Here is a 16,378-nt window from a genome sequence, read left to right as displayed (position 1 = left end):
TCATCCCGGGGGTGGTATCACGGTGATACCACCTTCACCTAGGATGGGGGCATGGCCATGACTCTGCGTTTGAGCGATGAGCAGACCGAAGCCCTTCGCCGTCGAGCGGAGAAGGAGGGGCGCAGCATGCAACAGGTCGCGCTCAACGCGATCGATGACTATCTGGCGCGATTGGCCGATGACGATCTCACCGATGAGTTGGCGGCCAAAGGGGCCAAGCGGTTCAGTGAGCTGCTGAGAAGGCTGGGAGAGTGACCCTTTTCGTCGGCCTGGAACAAGCCCTCCGTGTGGCGAGATTCGCCGTCGGGGCGCCGATCCAGGTGCGGGATCTCGGCTTGCTCGAGGCAGCGCTTCTCCGGCCGCAGACGTCGGTTTTTGGTCAGGACGCCTATCCGGACGTGCTGACCAAGGCGGCGGCTCTTCTCCACTCGATCGTCACGAACCATCCTCTGGTGGATGGCAACAAGCGGGCCGCCTGGCTCACAACGTATGTCTTCTGCGCCAAAAATGGCGTGGAGATCGATCCATACGATGACGATGTCGCCTACGACCTAGTGGTGGCGATCGCATCGGGAAAGATCTCTGACGTAGATGAGATCGCACAGTCCCTTCGAGGTTTCGTGGTCTAGGAGGGAAGTCGGGCCCGCTCGCCTGGGAGGAGTCCGACTCTGTTATCTCTGGGCGGCTTCATCCGCTAGATCCTCGCAGGCCCTCTCCCGTTCAGGGAGGGGGCCTACTGTCGTTGGAGTAGGTCGGCAAGAGGTGAGACATCGCCCACTTGGACGCCGTTGACCTCCTATTTCGCGATAACTTAGGACAACCTAACCTAAGCCCCTTGTGCGCCCGGGAATGGACTGGCTAACATCTGAGCATCTGTTCAGTTGTTCAGGAAGTGATTATGGAAGTCGTTGCCGGATTAGCCATTCGCCTGCGCAAAACGCGCGATCGGGGCAGAGTGGCGGACGGGCGTGTGAGCTGTGGCCGGGTGGCCGGTGCCCATGTCCGGAGGCTCCTCGATCTCAGCCGTGAGCACCTCAGGGGGAACGCCTAAATGGGACACGGTCATGGACATGGCCACGGGCATGGGCACGCGCCCAGCGCGAACGCCGATCGTCGATATCTGACCGCGGCGCTGGTCATCCTGGTCACCTTCATGGCCGCCGAGGTCGTGATCGGAGTGATCGCTAACTCGATCGCCCTGATCTCCGACGCCGGCCACATGCTGACCGACGCGGCCTCGATCGTCTTCGCGCTCATCGCGATCAGCCTGGCGGCGCGGCCCGCCAAGGGGGCCTACACGTTCGGCTGGAAGCGGGCCGAGATCATCTCGGCCGCGATCAACGGCCTGACGTTCGTGTTGCTCGTGGTCTACTTCGTCTACGAGGCGATCCACCGGCTGATCGAGCCGCCCGAGGTCAAGGGCCCGCTCGTGTTCGTGACGGCCCTGGTGGGCATCGCGGTCAACGCCGTCTGCACCTGGCTCATCGCCAAGGCCGACCGCACGAGCCTCAACGTCGAGGGCGCCTTCCAGCATCTCCTCAACGACATGTACGCCTTTATCGCCACCGCCGTCGCCGGCGCCGTCGTGTGGATCACCGGCTGGGGCCGGGCCGACGCCGTCGCGGCGCTCGTGGTCGCGGCGCTCATGGCCAAGGCCGCTTACAGCCTGCTGCGCGAGGCCGGGCGCATCCTCTTCGAGGCCGCCCCGCACGGGGTCAACCCGGCCGAGGTCAAGGAGGCCATCGCCGGCCACGAGGACGTCACCGAGGTGGGCGATCTGCACGTCTGGACCGTCACGAGCGGCTATCCCGCCTTGTCGGCCCATGTCACCGTGCACGTCGGCGGCGACTGCCACCGCGTGCGCCGGGAGCTCGCCGAGCTCCTGCACGAGCGTTTCCAGATCGACCACACCACCCTCCAGGTCGACCATGTGCCGTCCTCGGGCTGCGCGATCGCCCCGGCCGCGAAGGCCGCGACCCACGCCTGACGACACCCGCGCCACGGAGTACGGCGAAGGCTTGCATGGCCTTCGCCGTACTTTTATCCCTTAGTTTGGCGTGCCGAGGCAGGTGGCGAAGACCGCAGTCAGGTGGTCGACGACCGCCGCGCGGGAGCCGGCCTCCAGGTGGTGGGGGCCGAGAAGGCGGTGGACGGTGCCGCTGCCCATGATGAGCGCGGCGGCGACCGTGGCGCGCAGGTGGGCGTCGGGGCCGGGGAGACGGGCGGCGAGCGGGTCGAGGATCGCGGTGATCATGCGCTCGCGGAGGATCTCCTGCACCTCAGGGCTGGCGCCGGTGCGGTTGACGGCGGATATGACGGGATTGTCGTCGCGCTCGGCGAAGAGCCGTTCGGCCACGAACTCGGCGAGGTGGCGGGGCAGGTCGTCGTGGGCCTTGTCCAGCATGCCCGGGAACTTGCCCTGCTGTTCCAGGACCTCGGCGAACAATTCACGTTTTGACCCGAAATATCGGTTGATCAGGGCGACGTTGGCCTCGGCCTCGGCGGCGAGGAGACGCATGGTCACCTGGTCGTAGCCGAGCTCGGAGAACAACCGAATGGCGGCGTCGAGGATGCGACGCCGCGTGGCATCCCGATCACGGGGCCGTACCTCTTCCACGCCCGCCATCCTTCCAGATTGACATGTAAACAAGCGTCTACTAACTTCGCATGTACCATACATGTATTCGGGGAGGATCATGCTCGCGGAGGCCACGATCAAGGCGGACTTACGTCTCGATCCCCCGCAATACACACGCTCACAGGTGCACAAGATCCTCGCGGCACTCATGCTCGCGATGCTCACCTCACTGATCTCGACCTCCGTGGTGGCCACAGCCCTCCCGGTGATCGTCGGCACCCTCGGCGGGCAGGAGCAGCTCGCCTGGGTGGCGAGCGCCACATTGCTGACAATGACCGTCTCCCTGCCGCTCTGGGGCAAGCTCTCCGACCTCTACGGGCGCAAGCGCATGTTCCAGCTCGCCGTGCTCGTGTTCACCCTGTCGTCGGTGGCCGCCGGATTCGCGCAGGACATGGGACAACTGGTGGCCGCCCGCGCCATCCAGGGCATCGGCGTGGGCGGCTTGCAGGCGCTCCCGCAGATCGTGCTCGGCGACGTCGTCGAACCGCGCGAGCGCGGCCGCTACGGCGGTTACATGGGTGCGGTGTTCGGCGTGTCGACGGTGGCGGGACCGCTGCTGGGCGGGTTCATCGTGGACCACCTGTCATGGCGATGGTGCTTCTGGGTGAGTGTCCCGCTCGCGGTGGTGGCGTTTACCGTCATCCACTTCGTCCTGAAACTCCCGCCGACCCGGCGGCAGGCCAGAATCGACTGGTGGGGCGCGGGATTCATCAGCTTCTCGGCGAGCGCGGCGATCCTGCTCCTGTCGTTCGGCGGCTCGGTCTTCCCCTGGCATTCGATATGGACATACGGCCTGGGCACGCTAAGCCTGCTCGCCCTCGCCGGCGCGGTCCTGGCCGCGCGGCGGGCGAGCGAGCCGATCCTGCCGCCGAGGCTGTTCCGCGACCGCACATTCGTGTTCGCCGCGACGGCCTCACTGCTTGTGGGCATGGCGATGTTCGGCGCCCTGATGTTCCTGCCGCAATATCTCCAGGTCGTCAAGGGCATGAGCCCGATGAACTCCGGGCTCATGACACTGCCGATGGTGACCGGGCTGTTCGGCGCGTCGGTGCTGACGGGCCGGCTGGTCAGCCGCACCGGCAGATGGAAAATCTTCCCCCTGGTAGGCATGGTCACGGTAGCGGTGGGGCTCTACCTGCTGTCGCGGCTGCGCGTCGACACCCCACTGCCGGTCGTGGGCCTGAACATGGCGGTGCTCGGCCTCGGGCTCGGCGCGTCGATGCAGACCCTGATCCTGGCGGCCCAGAACGCCGCCCGCCGCGAGGACCTCGCGGTGTCGACCACCGGCGTGGCCTTCTTCCGGGCACTCGGCGGCTCGATGGGCGTCGCCGCCTTCGGCGCCATCCTGTCGACCCGGCTCGCCGGAGAGCTCACGTCGTTGTCCAAGGCGGCGGGCCTGCCGCTCCCGGCGGGGGAGCGCCTGGCACTGGGGGCACCGGCGGACATCCGCTTGCTGCCCGCGCCGATGGTCGAGGTGGTGCTGGAGTCGTTCAACCGGGCGGTGCACACGGTGTTCCTGTTCGGCGTGCCACTTGGCCTGCTCGGGGCCCTCGCCGTACTGGCCCTGAAGGAACTCCCCCTCCGCTCCGCCCGGACACGAAAGGAAGACCTGGCGCGCGTCGCGTCGGGTAGCTGACACGGCACCCCTTTCCGGAATGTCGACTGTGTATTTCGCCCCATAAACCGGACGCGCCAAGCGTTTGACGTGGCATGGCATGTCCGGGCCACCGACATGGCGCCGAATAAGCGCCTGGAGATTGCCGTTCCTCCCCCTTAACATCGACCTGTCTTTCAGGTGGATTTCACAAACAGAGGCACAGTGCGGCGTGCCCTGACGACCGGGCTCGCCTTGCCGCGACAGCGGCATTATTACCGGGTACGGCTGTCGCCGATCGTTACAACGGCGGAACGCCGAATGCACGGTTTCAAGTTCGCCCGTACACCGTGAACGCGGTCTGGCAAGGCCCTATGGACCAGGCTCTGACCCACTGGACTGCTTCTCGCGTGCTGCGACGCCGTACGCTGATCTTCCTGTTCGCCACTACTGTCATGGCAGGAGCAGCGGCCATTTTCTGGCCGCGTGATACGCCAGCCGCAGACACACTGATAGGTGTGACCAGGGCAGCCATGGGCTTCGCGTGGCTGTGCCTAACTTCGACCCCAGGCGTGTGGGTTACGAAGGCCGCTCGGGTTTGGGTGGCCGGGTCGTTGGATCCCGTTAGAGCCGCGCCATGCGAGACAACCTCCGCCTTGCGAGGTGTCCTGAACGCCGAAGTCACCCCAGGCGGCGATAGCGGGCCAGTCTGGCGGCTATGCGGGCGCCTCTGGGGCGGGTGAGCAGGGCGGCAATTTCGTACTCCAGGGCTTGGGCTACGCGGGTGCAGAACTCCGCCGGTTCGTCGGCGGCGTCCGGCAACTCGGGGATTACGCGGTCGACGATGCCGTCCCGCTTGAGGTCGGCGGAGCGTACTCCCTGGGCGGAGGCCACCTCCGGGGCGAATTCGGTGCTGCGGTGCAGCAGGGCCGAGGCGCCCTCGGGGGGTAGGGGGGACAGCCAGGCGTGCTGGGCGCAGAGTACGCGGTCGGCGGGGAGCAGGGCCAGGGCGGCGCCGCCGGCGCCTTCGCCTAGGAGGAGGCATACGGTTGGGGCGTCGAGCATGACCAGGTCGGCCAGGGAGCGGGCGATCTCGGCGGCCAGGCCGCCTTCCTCGGACTCCTTGGACAGGGCCGCCCCGCTGGTGTCGATCACGCTGACTAGAGGGAGGCCGAGTTCGGCGGCCAGGCGGACCCCGCGGCGGGCCACCCGCAACCCGGCGGGGCCTAGGGGGGCGACGGCGCGCTGGCCGCGGCGGTCCTGGCCGAGGACTACGGCGGGGGCCGTACCGAATCTGGCCAGGGCGAGGAGCAGGCCGGGGTCGTTTTCGCCGGTTCCGGTGCCGTTGAGGGGGGTGACGTCGGTGGCGGCGAGTTTGAGCAGGGCACGTACGCCGGGGCGGTCGGCGCGGCGTGACCGGGTGATCGACTCCCATGCCTCGACCGGTTCGGGTTCGCCCGCCGGTTCGGGCACGGAGCGGGTGGCCTCGCGTGGTGCGCAGAGTACGGCGAGAGCCCGGATGGCGATGTCGCGGGCCTCGCCGGCGGAGACGACGGCGTCGATGAGGCCGTGGGCGTAGAGGTTTTCTGCGCGTTGGACGCCTTCGGGGAAGGGTTGTCCGTGGAGGGCTTCGAAGACGCGGGGGCCGAGGAAGCCGATGAGGGCGCCGGGTTCGGCGGCGGTGACGTGGCCGAGGGAGCCCCACGAGGCGAAGACGCCGCCGGTGGTGGGGTGCCTGAGGTAGACGACGTACGGCAGGCCCGCGGCGCGGTGGGCCGCGACCGCTGCGGTGATCTTGACCATCTGCACGAAGGCGAGGGCGCCTTCCTGCATGCGGGTGCCGCCGGAGGCGGGGGCGGCCAGGAGCGGAAGTTCTTCCTGTGTGGCACGTTCCACGGCGCGAACCAGCCGCTCGGCGGCGGCCACGCCGATGGATCCGGCGAGGAAGGAGAACTCACACACCACGACGGCGACCCTGCGGCCGTCGAGCAGGCCCTCGCCGGTCAGCACGGACTCGTCGTATCCGCTGCGCTCCCGCGCCGCTTCGAGTTCCCGCGCGTAGCGTGAGCCGGGCACGGCGGGGTCGGCGGGCGGCTCGTCCCACGACTTCCAGGAACCGGGGTCTAGCACCTCGCCGATCAGGGTGCGCGCATCGGGTCCGCGTGTCACAGCTCCACCCACGATCCGCCGCCGCTCTCCGCCATTGCCACCGTCCTGCGTCTCGGCATTATGGACATACCCGATCCCATCTCCCGCCGCACCTCAATCTCCTGACACTTATGCCACACCCCCGCAGACGACCTTCACCCACCCCCGCAGGAGCGCGTTTCCCCAGGTGCAATCGGCGGGTCACCTGGCCCGTTCCGGTTCCGGTTCAGGACAGGGAAACGACCGCTATCGCGGACAAGGACAAGGACAAGCGGCGGCGGCTCACCGGTCAAGGCCGGCCCTCAAGTTCTGCGGAGGTCACCGGCACTTCCGGGATAGCGGCAGGCCGGGCGGTCGATGTCGAGTACGGCGGTGCCGTACTCGACCGACCGGCCCGACCGGCACCTACTACTAGCCGTGCGAAGACGTGTCGCCCTTCTCCGCCTCCGTCAGCCAATCGAGGACGGTGTCGTTGTCCTGCCCGAGGGCCGGGGGTGGGGTGTGCTCCCTGGCGGGGGTGCCGTCGAAGCGGAGTGCGGGGCCGGGGAGTTCGATCGATCCAAGGACAGGGTGGTCGACCGTGACGACGAGGCCCTGGGAGCGGGTCTGGTCCCACTCGTAGACCTCGTCGAGGGAGCGGATGGCGCCGGCGGGCACACCGAGGTTGCCGAGGGCGGCCAGCCAGTGGCCGCGGTCGGCGGTGGTGAGGACCTTCTCCATCTCGGCGATGAGTTCGTCGCGGTGGGCGAAGCGCTGGCGGTTGGTGGCGTATTCGGGGCGTTCGGCGTCGATGCCGAGCAGTTCGGCGACCTTGCGCCACTGGACCTCGTTGGCGACGGCGATCTGGATCATGCCGTCGGCGCAGTGGAAGGCGCCGTAGGGGGCGATGGAGGCGTGGTGGTTGCCGCCCGCCGTCGGCACCTTGCCGGCGACGGTCCAGGCGGTGCCGTGGTAGGAGTGCACGCCGGTGACCGAGGCGAGCAGGGAGGTGCGCACGACCTTGCCCTTCCCGGTGCGGCCGCGCTCGTAGAGAGCGGCGACGATGCCGTAGGCGCCGTGGATGCCGGCGAGCAGGTCGGCGATGGAGGCGCCGACGCGGTAGGGCTCGTCGGCGGAGGGGCCGGTGAGGCTCATGAGGCCGGCCTCGCCCTGGGCGATCTGGTCGTAGCCGGGCCGCCCGCCTTCGGGGCCGTCGTGGCCGAAGCCGGTGATGGACAGGACGACGAGGGCGGGGTTGAGCTCGTGGAGCCGCTCCACGGTGAAGCCGAGGCGATCGAGCACGCCGGTGCGGAAGTTCTCGATGAGGACGTCGCTGTGCCGGACGAGCCGCTCGATGAGGGCCTTGCCCTCGTCGGACTTGAGGTCGACGGTGATGGACTGCTTGTTGCGGTTCGCCGCCAGGAAGTAAGTGGAAATATCGTGGTCGGGCCCCACGAACGGCGGCCCCCAGCCGCGTGACTCGTCGCCGCCCTTCGGATGCTCGACCTTGATCACCTTCGCGCCGAGGTCGCCCAGCATCTGCGCGGCGTGCGGCCCCGCGAGGGCCCGCGACAGATCCAGTACGACGATGTCATCGAGGGGTCCTTGCACTTTCTTCTCCTCTGTCGCGAACGGCATTGTCGGCGAGGTGTCCAAGCCCAGCCTGCCAGGTGCCCCTGCAGCGGCATCTTCCAGGTGCCCTAGTGCGGCCACACACCACGCAAACCTCACGGCAGGATGTCTACGTCCGCCTCGGTCCGTCCGCCCGACAAGGTGGGAAACCCCGGCCCCCGATCGAAGAACGCCGTGTCCTCCGGCAATCCGGCCCGGAAGCGCCGGGTGGCCGCGTGATCGGCTGTGCCGTCGGGGTTGAGGACGACCCCGTAGTCCTCACTCGCCCCGCGAGCCGACACCTTCCCGTCGCGCACGTCGGCCGCCACCAGGTCGGGGTCGCGGTCCAGCGGCGACCCCCACCCCCCGCCGCCCGTGGTGCGCACCCGGACGATCTCCCCGGCGCGCACCGGCTCCGCGTCGACCAGGCCTTCCATGGCCCGTGCCGTACCGTCCTCGCCGATGATCTCCACGAGGAACGGGCGTCCGGCGTGGCCGCCGTTGACGCCCCAGCACGACAGGATGGACCGGTCGGCGATCGACATGAACGACGCGTCGCGCAACATCCGCAGATGCTTGTCATAGCCGAGCCCGCCGCGGAAGAGCCCGGGCCCGCCGGAGTCCTGGGCGAGGCCGAGGCGTTCGACCCGGAACGGCCAGCGCGACTCGGCGAACTCGACGGGAATGTTGCGCGAGTCGGGCACGACGTGGATGGTGTCCTCGCCGTCGGCGTACCATCTGCCGCCGGAGCCGCCGCCGAGCACCTCGCGCATCAGATAGGGCACGCCGTCGGCGTCGGTGCCGTGGACGCCGGTGTAGCGGATGGTCTCCTGGTCGGCGGGCATGCGCCCGCCGGTGGCCTTGGCCAGCGCGCCGGCGAGCACGCCGAGCAGGCGCAGGATCACGAAGGTGCGGGCGTTGGTGGGGGCGGGGAAGATCGGGGTGAGCAGGGTGCCCTTCTCAGGAAAAATCATCTTGATGAGGGGCACGACGCCTTCGTTGACGTCGAGTTCGGCCATCCGCTCGGGGGTGTCGGCGAGGTTGCGCAGGATCGGCGCGAGCCACTTCTTCAGGAAAACGCCGTCGGCATAGTCGCCCGCGTGGTTGATCGGCCCCTTGGCCTGCGGCGACGTGCCGGTGAAGTCGATGGTGAGCGGCTCTGGCGCGTTGTGGTCGACGGTGAGGGTGATGCGCTGGGCGTGCAGGCGCGGCTCGTCCACGCCGTCGTGTTCGGCGTAGTCCTCCCAGACGTGCACCCCCTCGGGGATCTTGGCGAGGAGTTCGCGGCGGAAGGTCTCGGTGGTCTTGCCGATGATCGCGTCGAAGCAGGCCTCGACGGCGGCTCTGCCGTACCTGTCGAAGAGTTCGGTGAGGCGGCGGGCGCCCATGAGGCAGGCCGAACACTCGGCGTCGAGGTCGCCGGCGAGCGAGTCGGGCATGCGCGAGTTGCGGGTCATGATGCGCAGTGCCGCCTGGTTGGGGACCCCTTGGTCCCAGAGGCGGATCGGCGGCACCATCAGCCCCTCTTCGAACACGCTGCGGGCGTCTGATGGCATCGATCCCGGTACGGCGCCGCCGATGTCGTCGTGGTGCCCGAAAGCCTGGACGAACGCCACGACCTCTCCCTCGTGGAAGACCGGGACGGTCACACACAGGTCGGGCAGATGCCCGATGCCGCCCTCGGACAAGTAGACGTCGTTGTGGAAGAACACGTCCCCCGGCCGCATCGTGCCGATCGGGAAGTCGCGCACGATGGGCTGGACCAGCGCCGAATAGGAGCGGCCGGTCAGCTTGCGCAGCCGTGCGTCGTGGATGCCTGCGCGGAAGTCGTGCGCGTCCCTGATCATCGGTGAGCGGGCGGTGCGCGCGATGGCGGTCTCGACCTCCTTCTCGACGGAGGCGAGGGTGCCCTCGACGATCTCGATCAGCACCGGGTCGGCGACGGTCATGAGGTCCCCCTGGTGATGACGAGGTTGCCGTGCCGGTCGACCTCGGCGGTGAAGAACGGATGAACCGGCACGGTCGAGCCGTATTCCTCGATGACGGCGGGCCCGGTGATCCGGTCCCCCGGGCTGAGGTCGGCCCGCCGGTGGACCGGCGCGTGCCACCACTGGCCCTCCCCCGGTCCCTCGTAGTGCACGTCGCGGTGCACGGGGTCACGAGGCGGCACGGCGTCGCGTACGGCTATCGCCGGGCGGGTGATGGGCCCGATGCCGGACACGCGCAGGTTGACCCATTCGACGTCGTGGCGAGGATCGTCGCGATAGCCATATCCGTAGAGCCGCTCATGAGCCAGGTGGAAACGGTCGAGCACCTCGGCCCTCCACCCCTCGTCGATCCGGCCCGCCGGGGCGGCGACCCGCACCTCGTAGGCCTGGCCGTAATAGCGCAGGTCGGCACTGCGGGCGTGCACATGCCGCTCGGCGGGGAAACCCTCGCGGTCCAGCGCGTCCGCCGCCTGAACCTCCAGCTCCTCGTAGACGGCGTGCACCTTGCTGAGTGACAGGGCGCTGTCGCGGGCGACGTGGGTGCGCACGTAGTCGTTCTTGACGTCGACCGTGAGCAGCCCGAACGCCGACACGTTGCCCGGGTCGGGCGGCACGATCACCGAGGTGAGGCCGAGCACGTCGATGAGGCGGCAGGCGAGCAGCGGGCCCGACCCGCCGAAGGCCACCAGCGGGAAGTCGCGTACGTCGAGGCCGCGTTTGACGGTGATCTGGCGGATGGCGTTCGACTGGTTGAAGGCGCTGATCTCCAGGATGCCGGTCGCGCACCGCTCGGGGCTCAGCCCCAGTTTGCCCGCCAGCGACACGATGCCCTCCTTGGCGGCCTGCGCGTCGAGCGGGATCTCGCCGCCGAGCAGGTGCGGCGGCACCCGGCCGAGGAAGACGTGGGCGTCGGTGACGGTCACGTCGGTGCCGCCTTTGCCGTAACAAAGAGGGCCGGGATCGGCACCGGCGGACTTCGGGCCGACCTTGAGTGTGCCCTCGGGCGACACCCAGGCGATCGAGCCGCCGCCCGCGCCCACGGTCACGATGTCGATCATGGGGATCTTGCACGGGTAGCGGCCGATGGTGCCCTCGGTCGTCAGGCTCGGCTCTCCGTCGATCACGACGGCGACGTCGGTCGACGTGCCGCCGCCGTCCAGGGTGATCACGGAGGGGTGTCCGGCGGTGGAGGCCACCAGGGCGGCGCCCAGCGCGCCGGCCGCCGGTCCCGACAGCACGGTGGTGATCGGCTGGTGCACGACCTCGGCGGCGGACAACACGCCGCCGTTGCTCTTCATGACGGAGAAGGGGCGGTGCAGGCGGTCCGCCAGGTTCGCGATGTAGCGGCGCATGGTCGGCTTGACCGCGGCGTCCACCAGGGTGGTGACGGAGCGCTCATACTCGCGGTATTCGCGCAGCACCTCGCTGGAGATCGACACCACCGCTTCCGGGTGTTCCCGCTCCAGCACCTCCAGCATGCGCAGCTCGTGATCCGGGTTGGCATAGGCGTGCAGGAAGCACACGCCGATCGCGGTGATCCCCTGCTCCTTGAACCACCGCGCCACCTGTACGGCTGCCGCCTCGTCGAACGGGCGCACCTCGGCGCCGAGGTGGTCGAGCCTGCCGCCCACCGTCTTCACCCGGTGCACCGGCACGATCCTCGGGGGTTTGACCCAGAAGTAGGAGTTGCCGTAGCCGTCGGGCACACTCTGCCGGGCGATCTCCAGGATGAACTCGAAGCCCTCTGTCGTCACGAAGCCGAGATCGGCGATCCGGTCCTCAAGGAGCTGGTTCGTGGCCACGGTCGTGCCGTGCACGATGCCTGTGACGTCGGACAGGTCGCCGAGGCCGCCGCCGAGGATCTTCTCGATGCCCGCCATGAACCCGTCCGCGGGGTTGGCCGGGGTGGACGGGGTCTTGGTCGTGACGATCTCGCCGGTGCTCTCGTCCACCGCCACCACGTCGGTGAACGTGCCGCCGGTGTCGACACCGATCCGGAAACTGCGCATGTCCCCGTGTCTACCCATTCGGCGAGGTTCCAGAATTCGGCGTACCTTGCCGAAGGGTGCACAGAATCCTTGTCAGGTGCCCAGGTCAGCCGTGGAACCCCCCGGCAAGCCCTATGGACTCGGGATCCACGGCTCCCGACCGGCTCCGCCCTCGCGCTGTACGGCGGAGCCGGACTCGGATGGCCTACCGCTTGCGGCGGCCCATCGTCGAATTGATCACCTCGTCGGCGTCATGGGCGTGGATCTTGGCGGCCAGGCGCATCGCCATCTCGCTGGTGCGGCGCAACTCGGCCTCCACCCGGTCCTTGCCCGATTGGCCGACCTGAACGCCGAAGTAGGCGCCGATGATCGTGCCGACCAGCCCCACCAGACCGGCGTAGGTCGCCTCGGGCGCGCCGCTTCTGAACACCACGACCACAAAACCGAGCAGGACCACGATCAGACCGGCGACGACCACGAGGAAGCCATAGCGCCAGCGGGACGCTTCGGCCCTCACGGCTGCGGCCTCTTCGTCGGTCATCATGGCCGCGAGTGCGGGGGGCATCTCGCTTGTCTCAGTGGTCACGTGTACTCCCACATCTATCGATTCAGCGGTACTCAGCCTGCCCGACCTCACGACCCCGATCGACGCCGCTCTCCCGGGTCACTTTTCGTCCCGATCAGAGCATGTCAAAGCGGGGCGCAACAGACTGATCCCGAAACCCTAGTGGTTTTCTGTCCCGTTCAGGCTCGATTCGGTCACGTCTGATCACATCAGGTCAGGCAATATCACCATAAGTCGTGCACCCCGACGGGAGAACCGTTCGATTCCACCGCCACACGGGGTATAGCCGCCGGGCTGACAGTTCATGCGAAATCCCCGCCCCACCCCCCGGAGGACCGTGGTGCACCAGGCTCCCGCCGTGCCCGAAAGCCGGCGTCAGGCGCTTGCCAGGGGTTCGGACATGCGCCGCGGATGGCTCTCCTTCAGAAGCAGCGCCGCCACCACCCCGGCCATGAGGAGTGCCGGGATCACCCACAACGCCCGCTGGTAGTCGGCCAGGCCAGGCGCGCCGGGAAGCAGCCGGCCCGGCAGTGCCGTACACAGCCCGCCGATGAGGAAGCAGACCCCGTTGACCACGGCGGACGCGGTGCCGAGCTGGGCCTGGGGCACCGACTCCCCCGCCACGGTGAAGCCGAGCATCAGGGCGCCGGAGAACAGGCCCATCGCCGCCATGAGCACCAGCGACACCCCCCAGGCACCGCCCGGGAGGTAGATCACCCCGGCGACGGCGAGCCCCTGGAAGAGCACGCCCGCCGTGGCGGGCACCCTGCGGCCGCGCAGCCGCTCGGAGAGCACGGCGAACAACGGCGCGCCGGCGGCCAGGCCCACCCAGGCCGCCGCGTTGAGCCAGGCGGCGACGTTCTCCCCCTCGCCACGCGCCTCCAGCAGGCGCGGCCCCCACAGGCTGCCGACCGCGATCATCGTGCCGAACGACGCCCCGGCCACGAGCGCGGCGAGCAGCACCTGGCGGTTGGCGAGGCAGCGGCCGACGTCGCGGAGGATCGCGGTGAAGAGCCCCCTCGCCTGCTCGCCGTTCGGCGCGGCGGCGCGGCGCACCGTCCCGGGGTCGCCGGGATTGCGCACGAACAGCGCGAACAGCACGACGAGCAGGATCCCGAACGCGCCGAACCCGGCGAGCAGCGCCTGCCAGCTCACCCCCTCAAGCGCGAACGACAAGGACGGCTGCGCGGCGGCCGAGCCGAGCGACGACAACGACTGGACCAGGCCGAACATCAACCCGAACCGCGCCGGCCCGAACCAGTGCCCGCCGAGGTAGCCCGCGCCCACGAACCCGAACGACGAGCCGAGCGCGAGCACCGCCTGGGCGAGCACGAGCATGGCCATGCTGGAGGTGGCGGAGTACAGGAACGCTCCCACCGTGACGAACGCCACGGCGATCGTCATCAGCGGCCACGAGCCGAACCGGTCCAGCAGCGCCCCGGAGAAGAACTGGCACAACGCGAAGGCCCACGTGTAGACGGTCGCGGCCAGCCCCACCTCGGCGACTGTGAGCCCCGCGGTGGCCTGGATCTCCGGGGAGACGATGCCGTAGCCCGTCTGGATGGAGAACAGCCACACCACGAAGACGGCTGCCAGCGTCCAGACCAGCCAGGCTTTGCCGGTCGCACGGGGTTCTGGGGGTGGCCATAACGTTGACATGGGCAATTTCATATCGTGCCGTGCCGGTACCTGTCGCGTTCCGGTCTGACCTACCCGTGTCGTGGAGGTTCGCGGTGCTTCGTAGGGGTTTAACGGACCTTGCGGGCCTTCTACCTGGTGAAACATCGGTAGGATCCAGCAAATGTGCGTGGTGCGGTGGGTTGTGGCGGTGTTGTCGGCGGCCGTCGTCCTGGCGTTCCCGATCGTCCCTCCGGCCGCGGCGACCGCTCCCCACACCCCCGTGGTGCTCGTCGGGGTGCCCGGGCTGAGCTGGGGCGACGTCACCCCTGAACGCACGCCCCACCTGTGGCGGCTGGCGGAGCGGAGTGCCGCCGGCTCGTTGTCGGTCCGCACGGCGGGGCCGTCCACCTGCCCCTACGAGGGCTGGCTGTCGGTTTCCGCGGGTGACCGGGTGGGCGCCGGGCCCGGCTGCGGCATGCCCGCCGAGCCCGTACGCCAGAGCCAGGCGGCCGTCGTGCCCCGCTTCGCGAAGGCCAAGGGGGCCGGCACGCTGGGGCAGGCCATGCACGACGCAGGCCGCTGTGCCCTGGCCGTGGGCCCGGGCGCGGCGCTCGCGCTGGCCGATCGGGATGGGCGGGTGGACCGTTACTTCGCGGATCTCGGCGAGGTGCCCGAGGCCGCGTGGCGGGAGTGCCAGGTGATCGCGATCGACGTGGACGACCTGGCGGTGCCGTACTTCACGAGGGCCCGGGCGGCGGGCGACCGCGCGGTGGGGCTGAGCGCGGTGGACGCGCAGGTGGGCCGGGTTGTCGAGCGCGCGCCCGAGGGGGCGGCGCTGGTGCTCGCCGGGCTGTCCGATCTCGGCGCGTCGCCGGGGCTGCGGGTCGTCATGGTGCGTACGGCCGACGCCGCGGGCCGGTCGGCCGGGTCGGGCTCGACGCGGCGGGACGACATGGCGATCGTGCCCGATCTGACGGCCACGGTGCTGAACGCGGCGGGCGCCGGCGTCCCCCCGGAGGTGTCGGGAGTCCCGATCACGACGGGTGGGGCGGCGCCTATGCCGGAGGCCGCCTCGGCGCTGGCCCGGGCGGATGTCGCGGGGCGGACCGCCTTCGGGATGGCGGCGGGATTCTTTGTGGTGCTGGCGGTGCTGCACCTTGTGTTCTACGCGGCGGCCTATGCGCTGCTCAGGGGGAAAGGTCCGGCGCCAAGCGCCGTGCGGGTGGTGGCGCTGGGGCTGGCGGCCCTGCCGGTGGGGGCGGTGCTGGCGAACGCGGTGCCGTGGGAGTGGGCGCCCGCTCCCACGGTCGCGCTGGGGGGCGCGATCGCGGTGTGCACGGCGCTGGTGACCGCCGTGGCGCTGATCGGCCCGTGGCGGGCGCACGCGCTGGGCCCGCCGGCGGCGGTGGCGGCGATCACCGCGGTCACGCTGGGGGCGGACGTGCTGGGCGGCACGTCGTTGCAGTTCGACAGTGTGGCGGGGGTGACCGGCGTGGACGGCTCCCGGTACTACGGGCTGGGTAACATCCCGTTCGCGATGTTCGCGGCGTCGGTGCTCTTCCTCACCGGTGTCGTGGCGCACGGGTTGTCGCGGCGCGGGTGGCGGGGCCGGGCGGCGGTGGTCGTGGTGATGATCGGCGGCGCGGCGATGCTCGTCGGCGGCTGGCCGGGGGCCGGGAGCGATTTCGGCGGGGTGGTGGCGTTCGTGCCCGGGATCGCGGTCACGGCGCTCCTCGTCGCGGGGCGCGGCCTGTCCCCGCTGCGCGTGGCGGTGTTGTGCGGGGCGGGCGGCGCGGCGGTGACGGCGATCGCGTTCCTCGATCATCTGCGGCCGGTGGGCGAGCAGACGCATTTCGGCAGGTTCTTCTCCCTGCTGGTGTCGGGCGAGGCGTGGCCGATCGTGGCGCGCAAACTCGCCGCGATGGCGGCGCCGCTGTCGCATCCGGTGCTGGGTCCGATCGTGGTCGCCGCCGTCGCCGCGGTGGTCTTCGCCCTGCTGCGGCCCGGTGTCGTGAGCGCCGGTGTGCTGCCGGCGTTGTTCCGCCGGGCGCCCGCGCTGAAGGCGGGGCTGGCCGGGGTCGTCGTCAGTGGCGTGGTGGGCACCCTGGTCAACGACTCGGGGTTCGCGGTGCTGGCCATGGCGCTCGGCTCCGCCGTACCTCTGGCGCTGGCGGCGGGTATGCAGACCCTCCGCGGGCAACCCGGCTCCTGAGACCGCCGGGGGCGGGCCCCCGGCGGCACAGCGCC

Annotated in this window: 12 protein-coding genes; 5 read left to right on the top strand and 7 right to left on the bottom strand. The window is 69.7% G+C overall.

Features of this window, described 5'->3' with window-relative positions; all coding sequences use genetic code 11:
• Positions 1-51 precede the first annotated feature (51 nt).
• The 3 genes from Ssi02_RS11765 to Ssi02_RS11755 all read left to right on the top strand — a co-directional run bounded on the left by Ssi02_RS11765 (position 52) and on the right by Ssi02_RS11755 (position 1,987).
• Complete coding sequence (locus Ssi02_RS11765) at positions 52-255, top strand: CopG family transcriptional regulator (RefSeq protein WP_239128824.1); 204 nt, start codon at positions 52-54, stop codon at positions 253-255.
• Positions 252-629, top strand: a complete 378-nt coding sequence (locus Ssi02_RS11760; protein ID WP_204024765.1) for a type II toxin-antitoxin system death-on-curing family toxin — start codon at positions 252-254, stop codon at positions 627-629. Before Ssi02_RS11765 ends, Ssi02_RS11760 begins: the two co-directional genes overlap by 4 nt.
• Before the next feature lie 422 nt (positions 630-1,051).
• Positions 1,052-1,987: a cation diffusion facilitator family transporter gene (locus Ssi02_RS11755; RefSeq protein WP_204024764.1), complete on the top strand. Its 936-nt coding sequence runs from the start codon at positions 1,052-1,054 to the stop codon at positions 1,985-1,987.
• A 60-nt stretch (positions 1,988-2,047) separates the two neighbouring features.
• Here Ssi02_RS11755 and Ssi02_RS11750 read toward each other — a convergent pair whose 3' ends face one another.
• Positions 2,048-2,617, bottom strand: coding sequence for a TetR/AcrR family transcriptional regulator (locus Ssi02_RS11750; RefSeq protein WP_239128823.1), 570 nt, complete (start codon positions 2,615-2,617; stop codon positions 2,048-2,050).
• A gap of 79 nt (positions 2,618-2,696) precedes the next feature.
• Here Ssi02_RS11750 and Ssi02_RS11745 point away from each other — a divergent pair, with 79 nt between their 5' ends.
• Positions 2,697-4,274 (top strand): MDR family MFS transporter, encoded by a 1,578-nt coding sequence (locus Ssi02_RS11745; RefSeq protein ID WP_204024761.1) that lies wholly within the window; start codon positions 2,697-2,699, stop codon positions 4,272-4,274.
• A gap of 639 nt (positions 4,275-4,913) precedes the next feature.
• Here Ssi02_RS11745 and Ssi02_RS11740 read toward each other — a convergent pair.
• From Ssi02_RS11740 to Ssi02_RS11715, 6 genes are all read right to left on the bottom strand, one after another.
• A complete protein-coding gene (locus Ssi02_RS11740; RefSeq protein ID WP_204024759.1) occupies positions 4,914-6,401 on the bottom strand; it encodes a carboxyl transferase domain-containing protein in 1,488 nt (495 codons plus the stop codon).
• Positions 6,402-6,791: 390 nt separating this feature from the next.
• Positions 6,792-7,970: a CaiB/BaiF CoA transferase family protein gene (locus Ssi02_RS11735; protein ID WP_239128822.1), complete on the bottom strand. Its 1,179-nt coding sequence runs from the start codon at positions 7,968-7,970 to the stop codon at positions 6,792-6,794.
• 116 nt (positions 7,971-8,086) lie between these two features.
• The gene (locus Ssi02_RS11730) at positions 8,087-9,919 is read right to left on the bottom strand and encodes a hydantoinase B/oxoprolinase family protein (RefSeq protein ID WP_204024756.1); all 1,833 of its coding nucleotides are present in this window, start codon (positions 9,917-9,919) and stop codon (positions 8,087-8,089) included.
• Positions 9,916-11,967: a hydantoinase/oxoprolinase family protein gene (locus Ssi02_RS11725; RefSeq protein WP_204024754.1), complete on the bottom strand. Its 2,052-nt coding sequence runs from the start codon at positions 11,965-11,967 to the stop codon at positions 9,916-9,918. The genes Ssi02_RS11730 and Ssi02_RS11725 overlap by 4 nt, the downstream gene beginning before the upstream one ends.
• A 184-nt stretch (positions 11,968-12,151) precedes the next feature.
• On the bottom strand, positions 12,152-12,532 hold the full coding sequence (locus Ssi02_RS11720) for a hypothetical protein (protein ID WP_239128821.1): 381 nt from the start codon (positions 12,530-12,532) through the stop codon (positions 12,152-12,154).
• Positions 12,533-12,886: 354 nt separating this feature from the next.
• On the bottom strand, positions 12,887-14,170 hold the full coding sequence (locus Ssi02_RS11715; protein WP_204024752.1) for an MFS transporter: 1,284 nt from the start codon (positions 14,168-14,170) through the stop codon (positions 12,887-12,889).
• Positions 14,171-14,312: 142 nt separating this feature from the next.
• Here Ssi02_RS11715 and Ssi02_RS11710 point away from each other — a divergent pair, with 142 nt between their 5' ends.
• Positions 14,313-16,343, top strand: a complete 2,031-nt coding sequence (locus Ssi02_RS11710; RefSeq protein ID WP_204024750.1) for a hypothetical protein — start codon at positions 14,313-14,315, stop codon at positions 16,341-16,343.
• Positions 16,344-16,378 lie beyond the last annotated feature (35 nt).

Source organism: Sinosporangium siamense, assembly GCF_016863435.1.
Taxonomy (GTDB): Bacteria; Actinomycetota; Actinomycetes; order Streptosporangiales; family Streptosporangiaceae; genus Sinosporangium; species Sinosporangium siamense.
The sequence above is the reverse complement of the archived record's forward strand: the minus strand, read 5'-3'. Positions and strand labels throughout refer to the sequence as shown.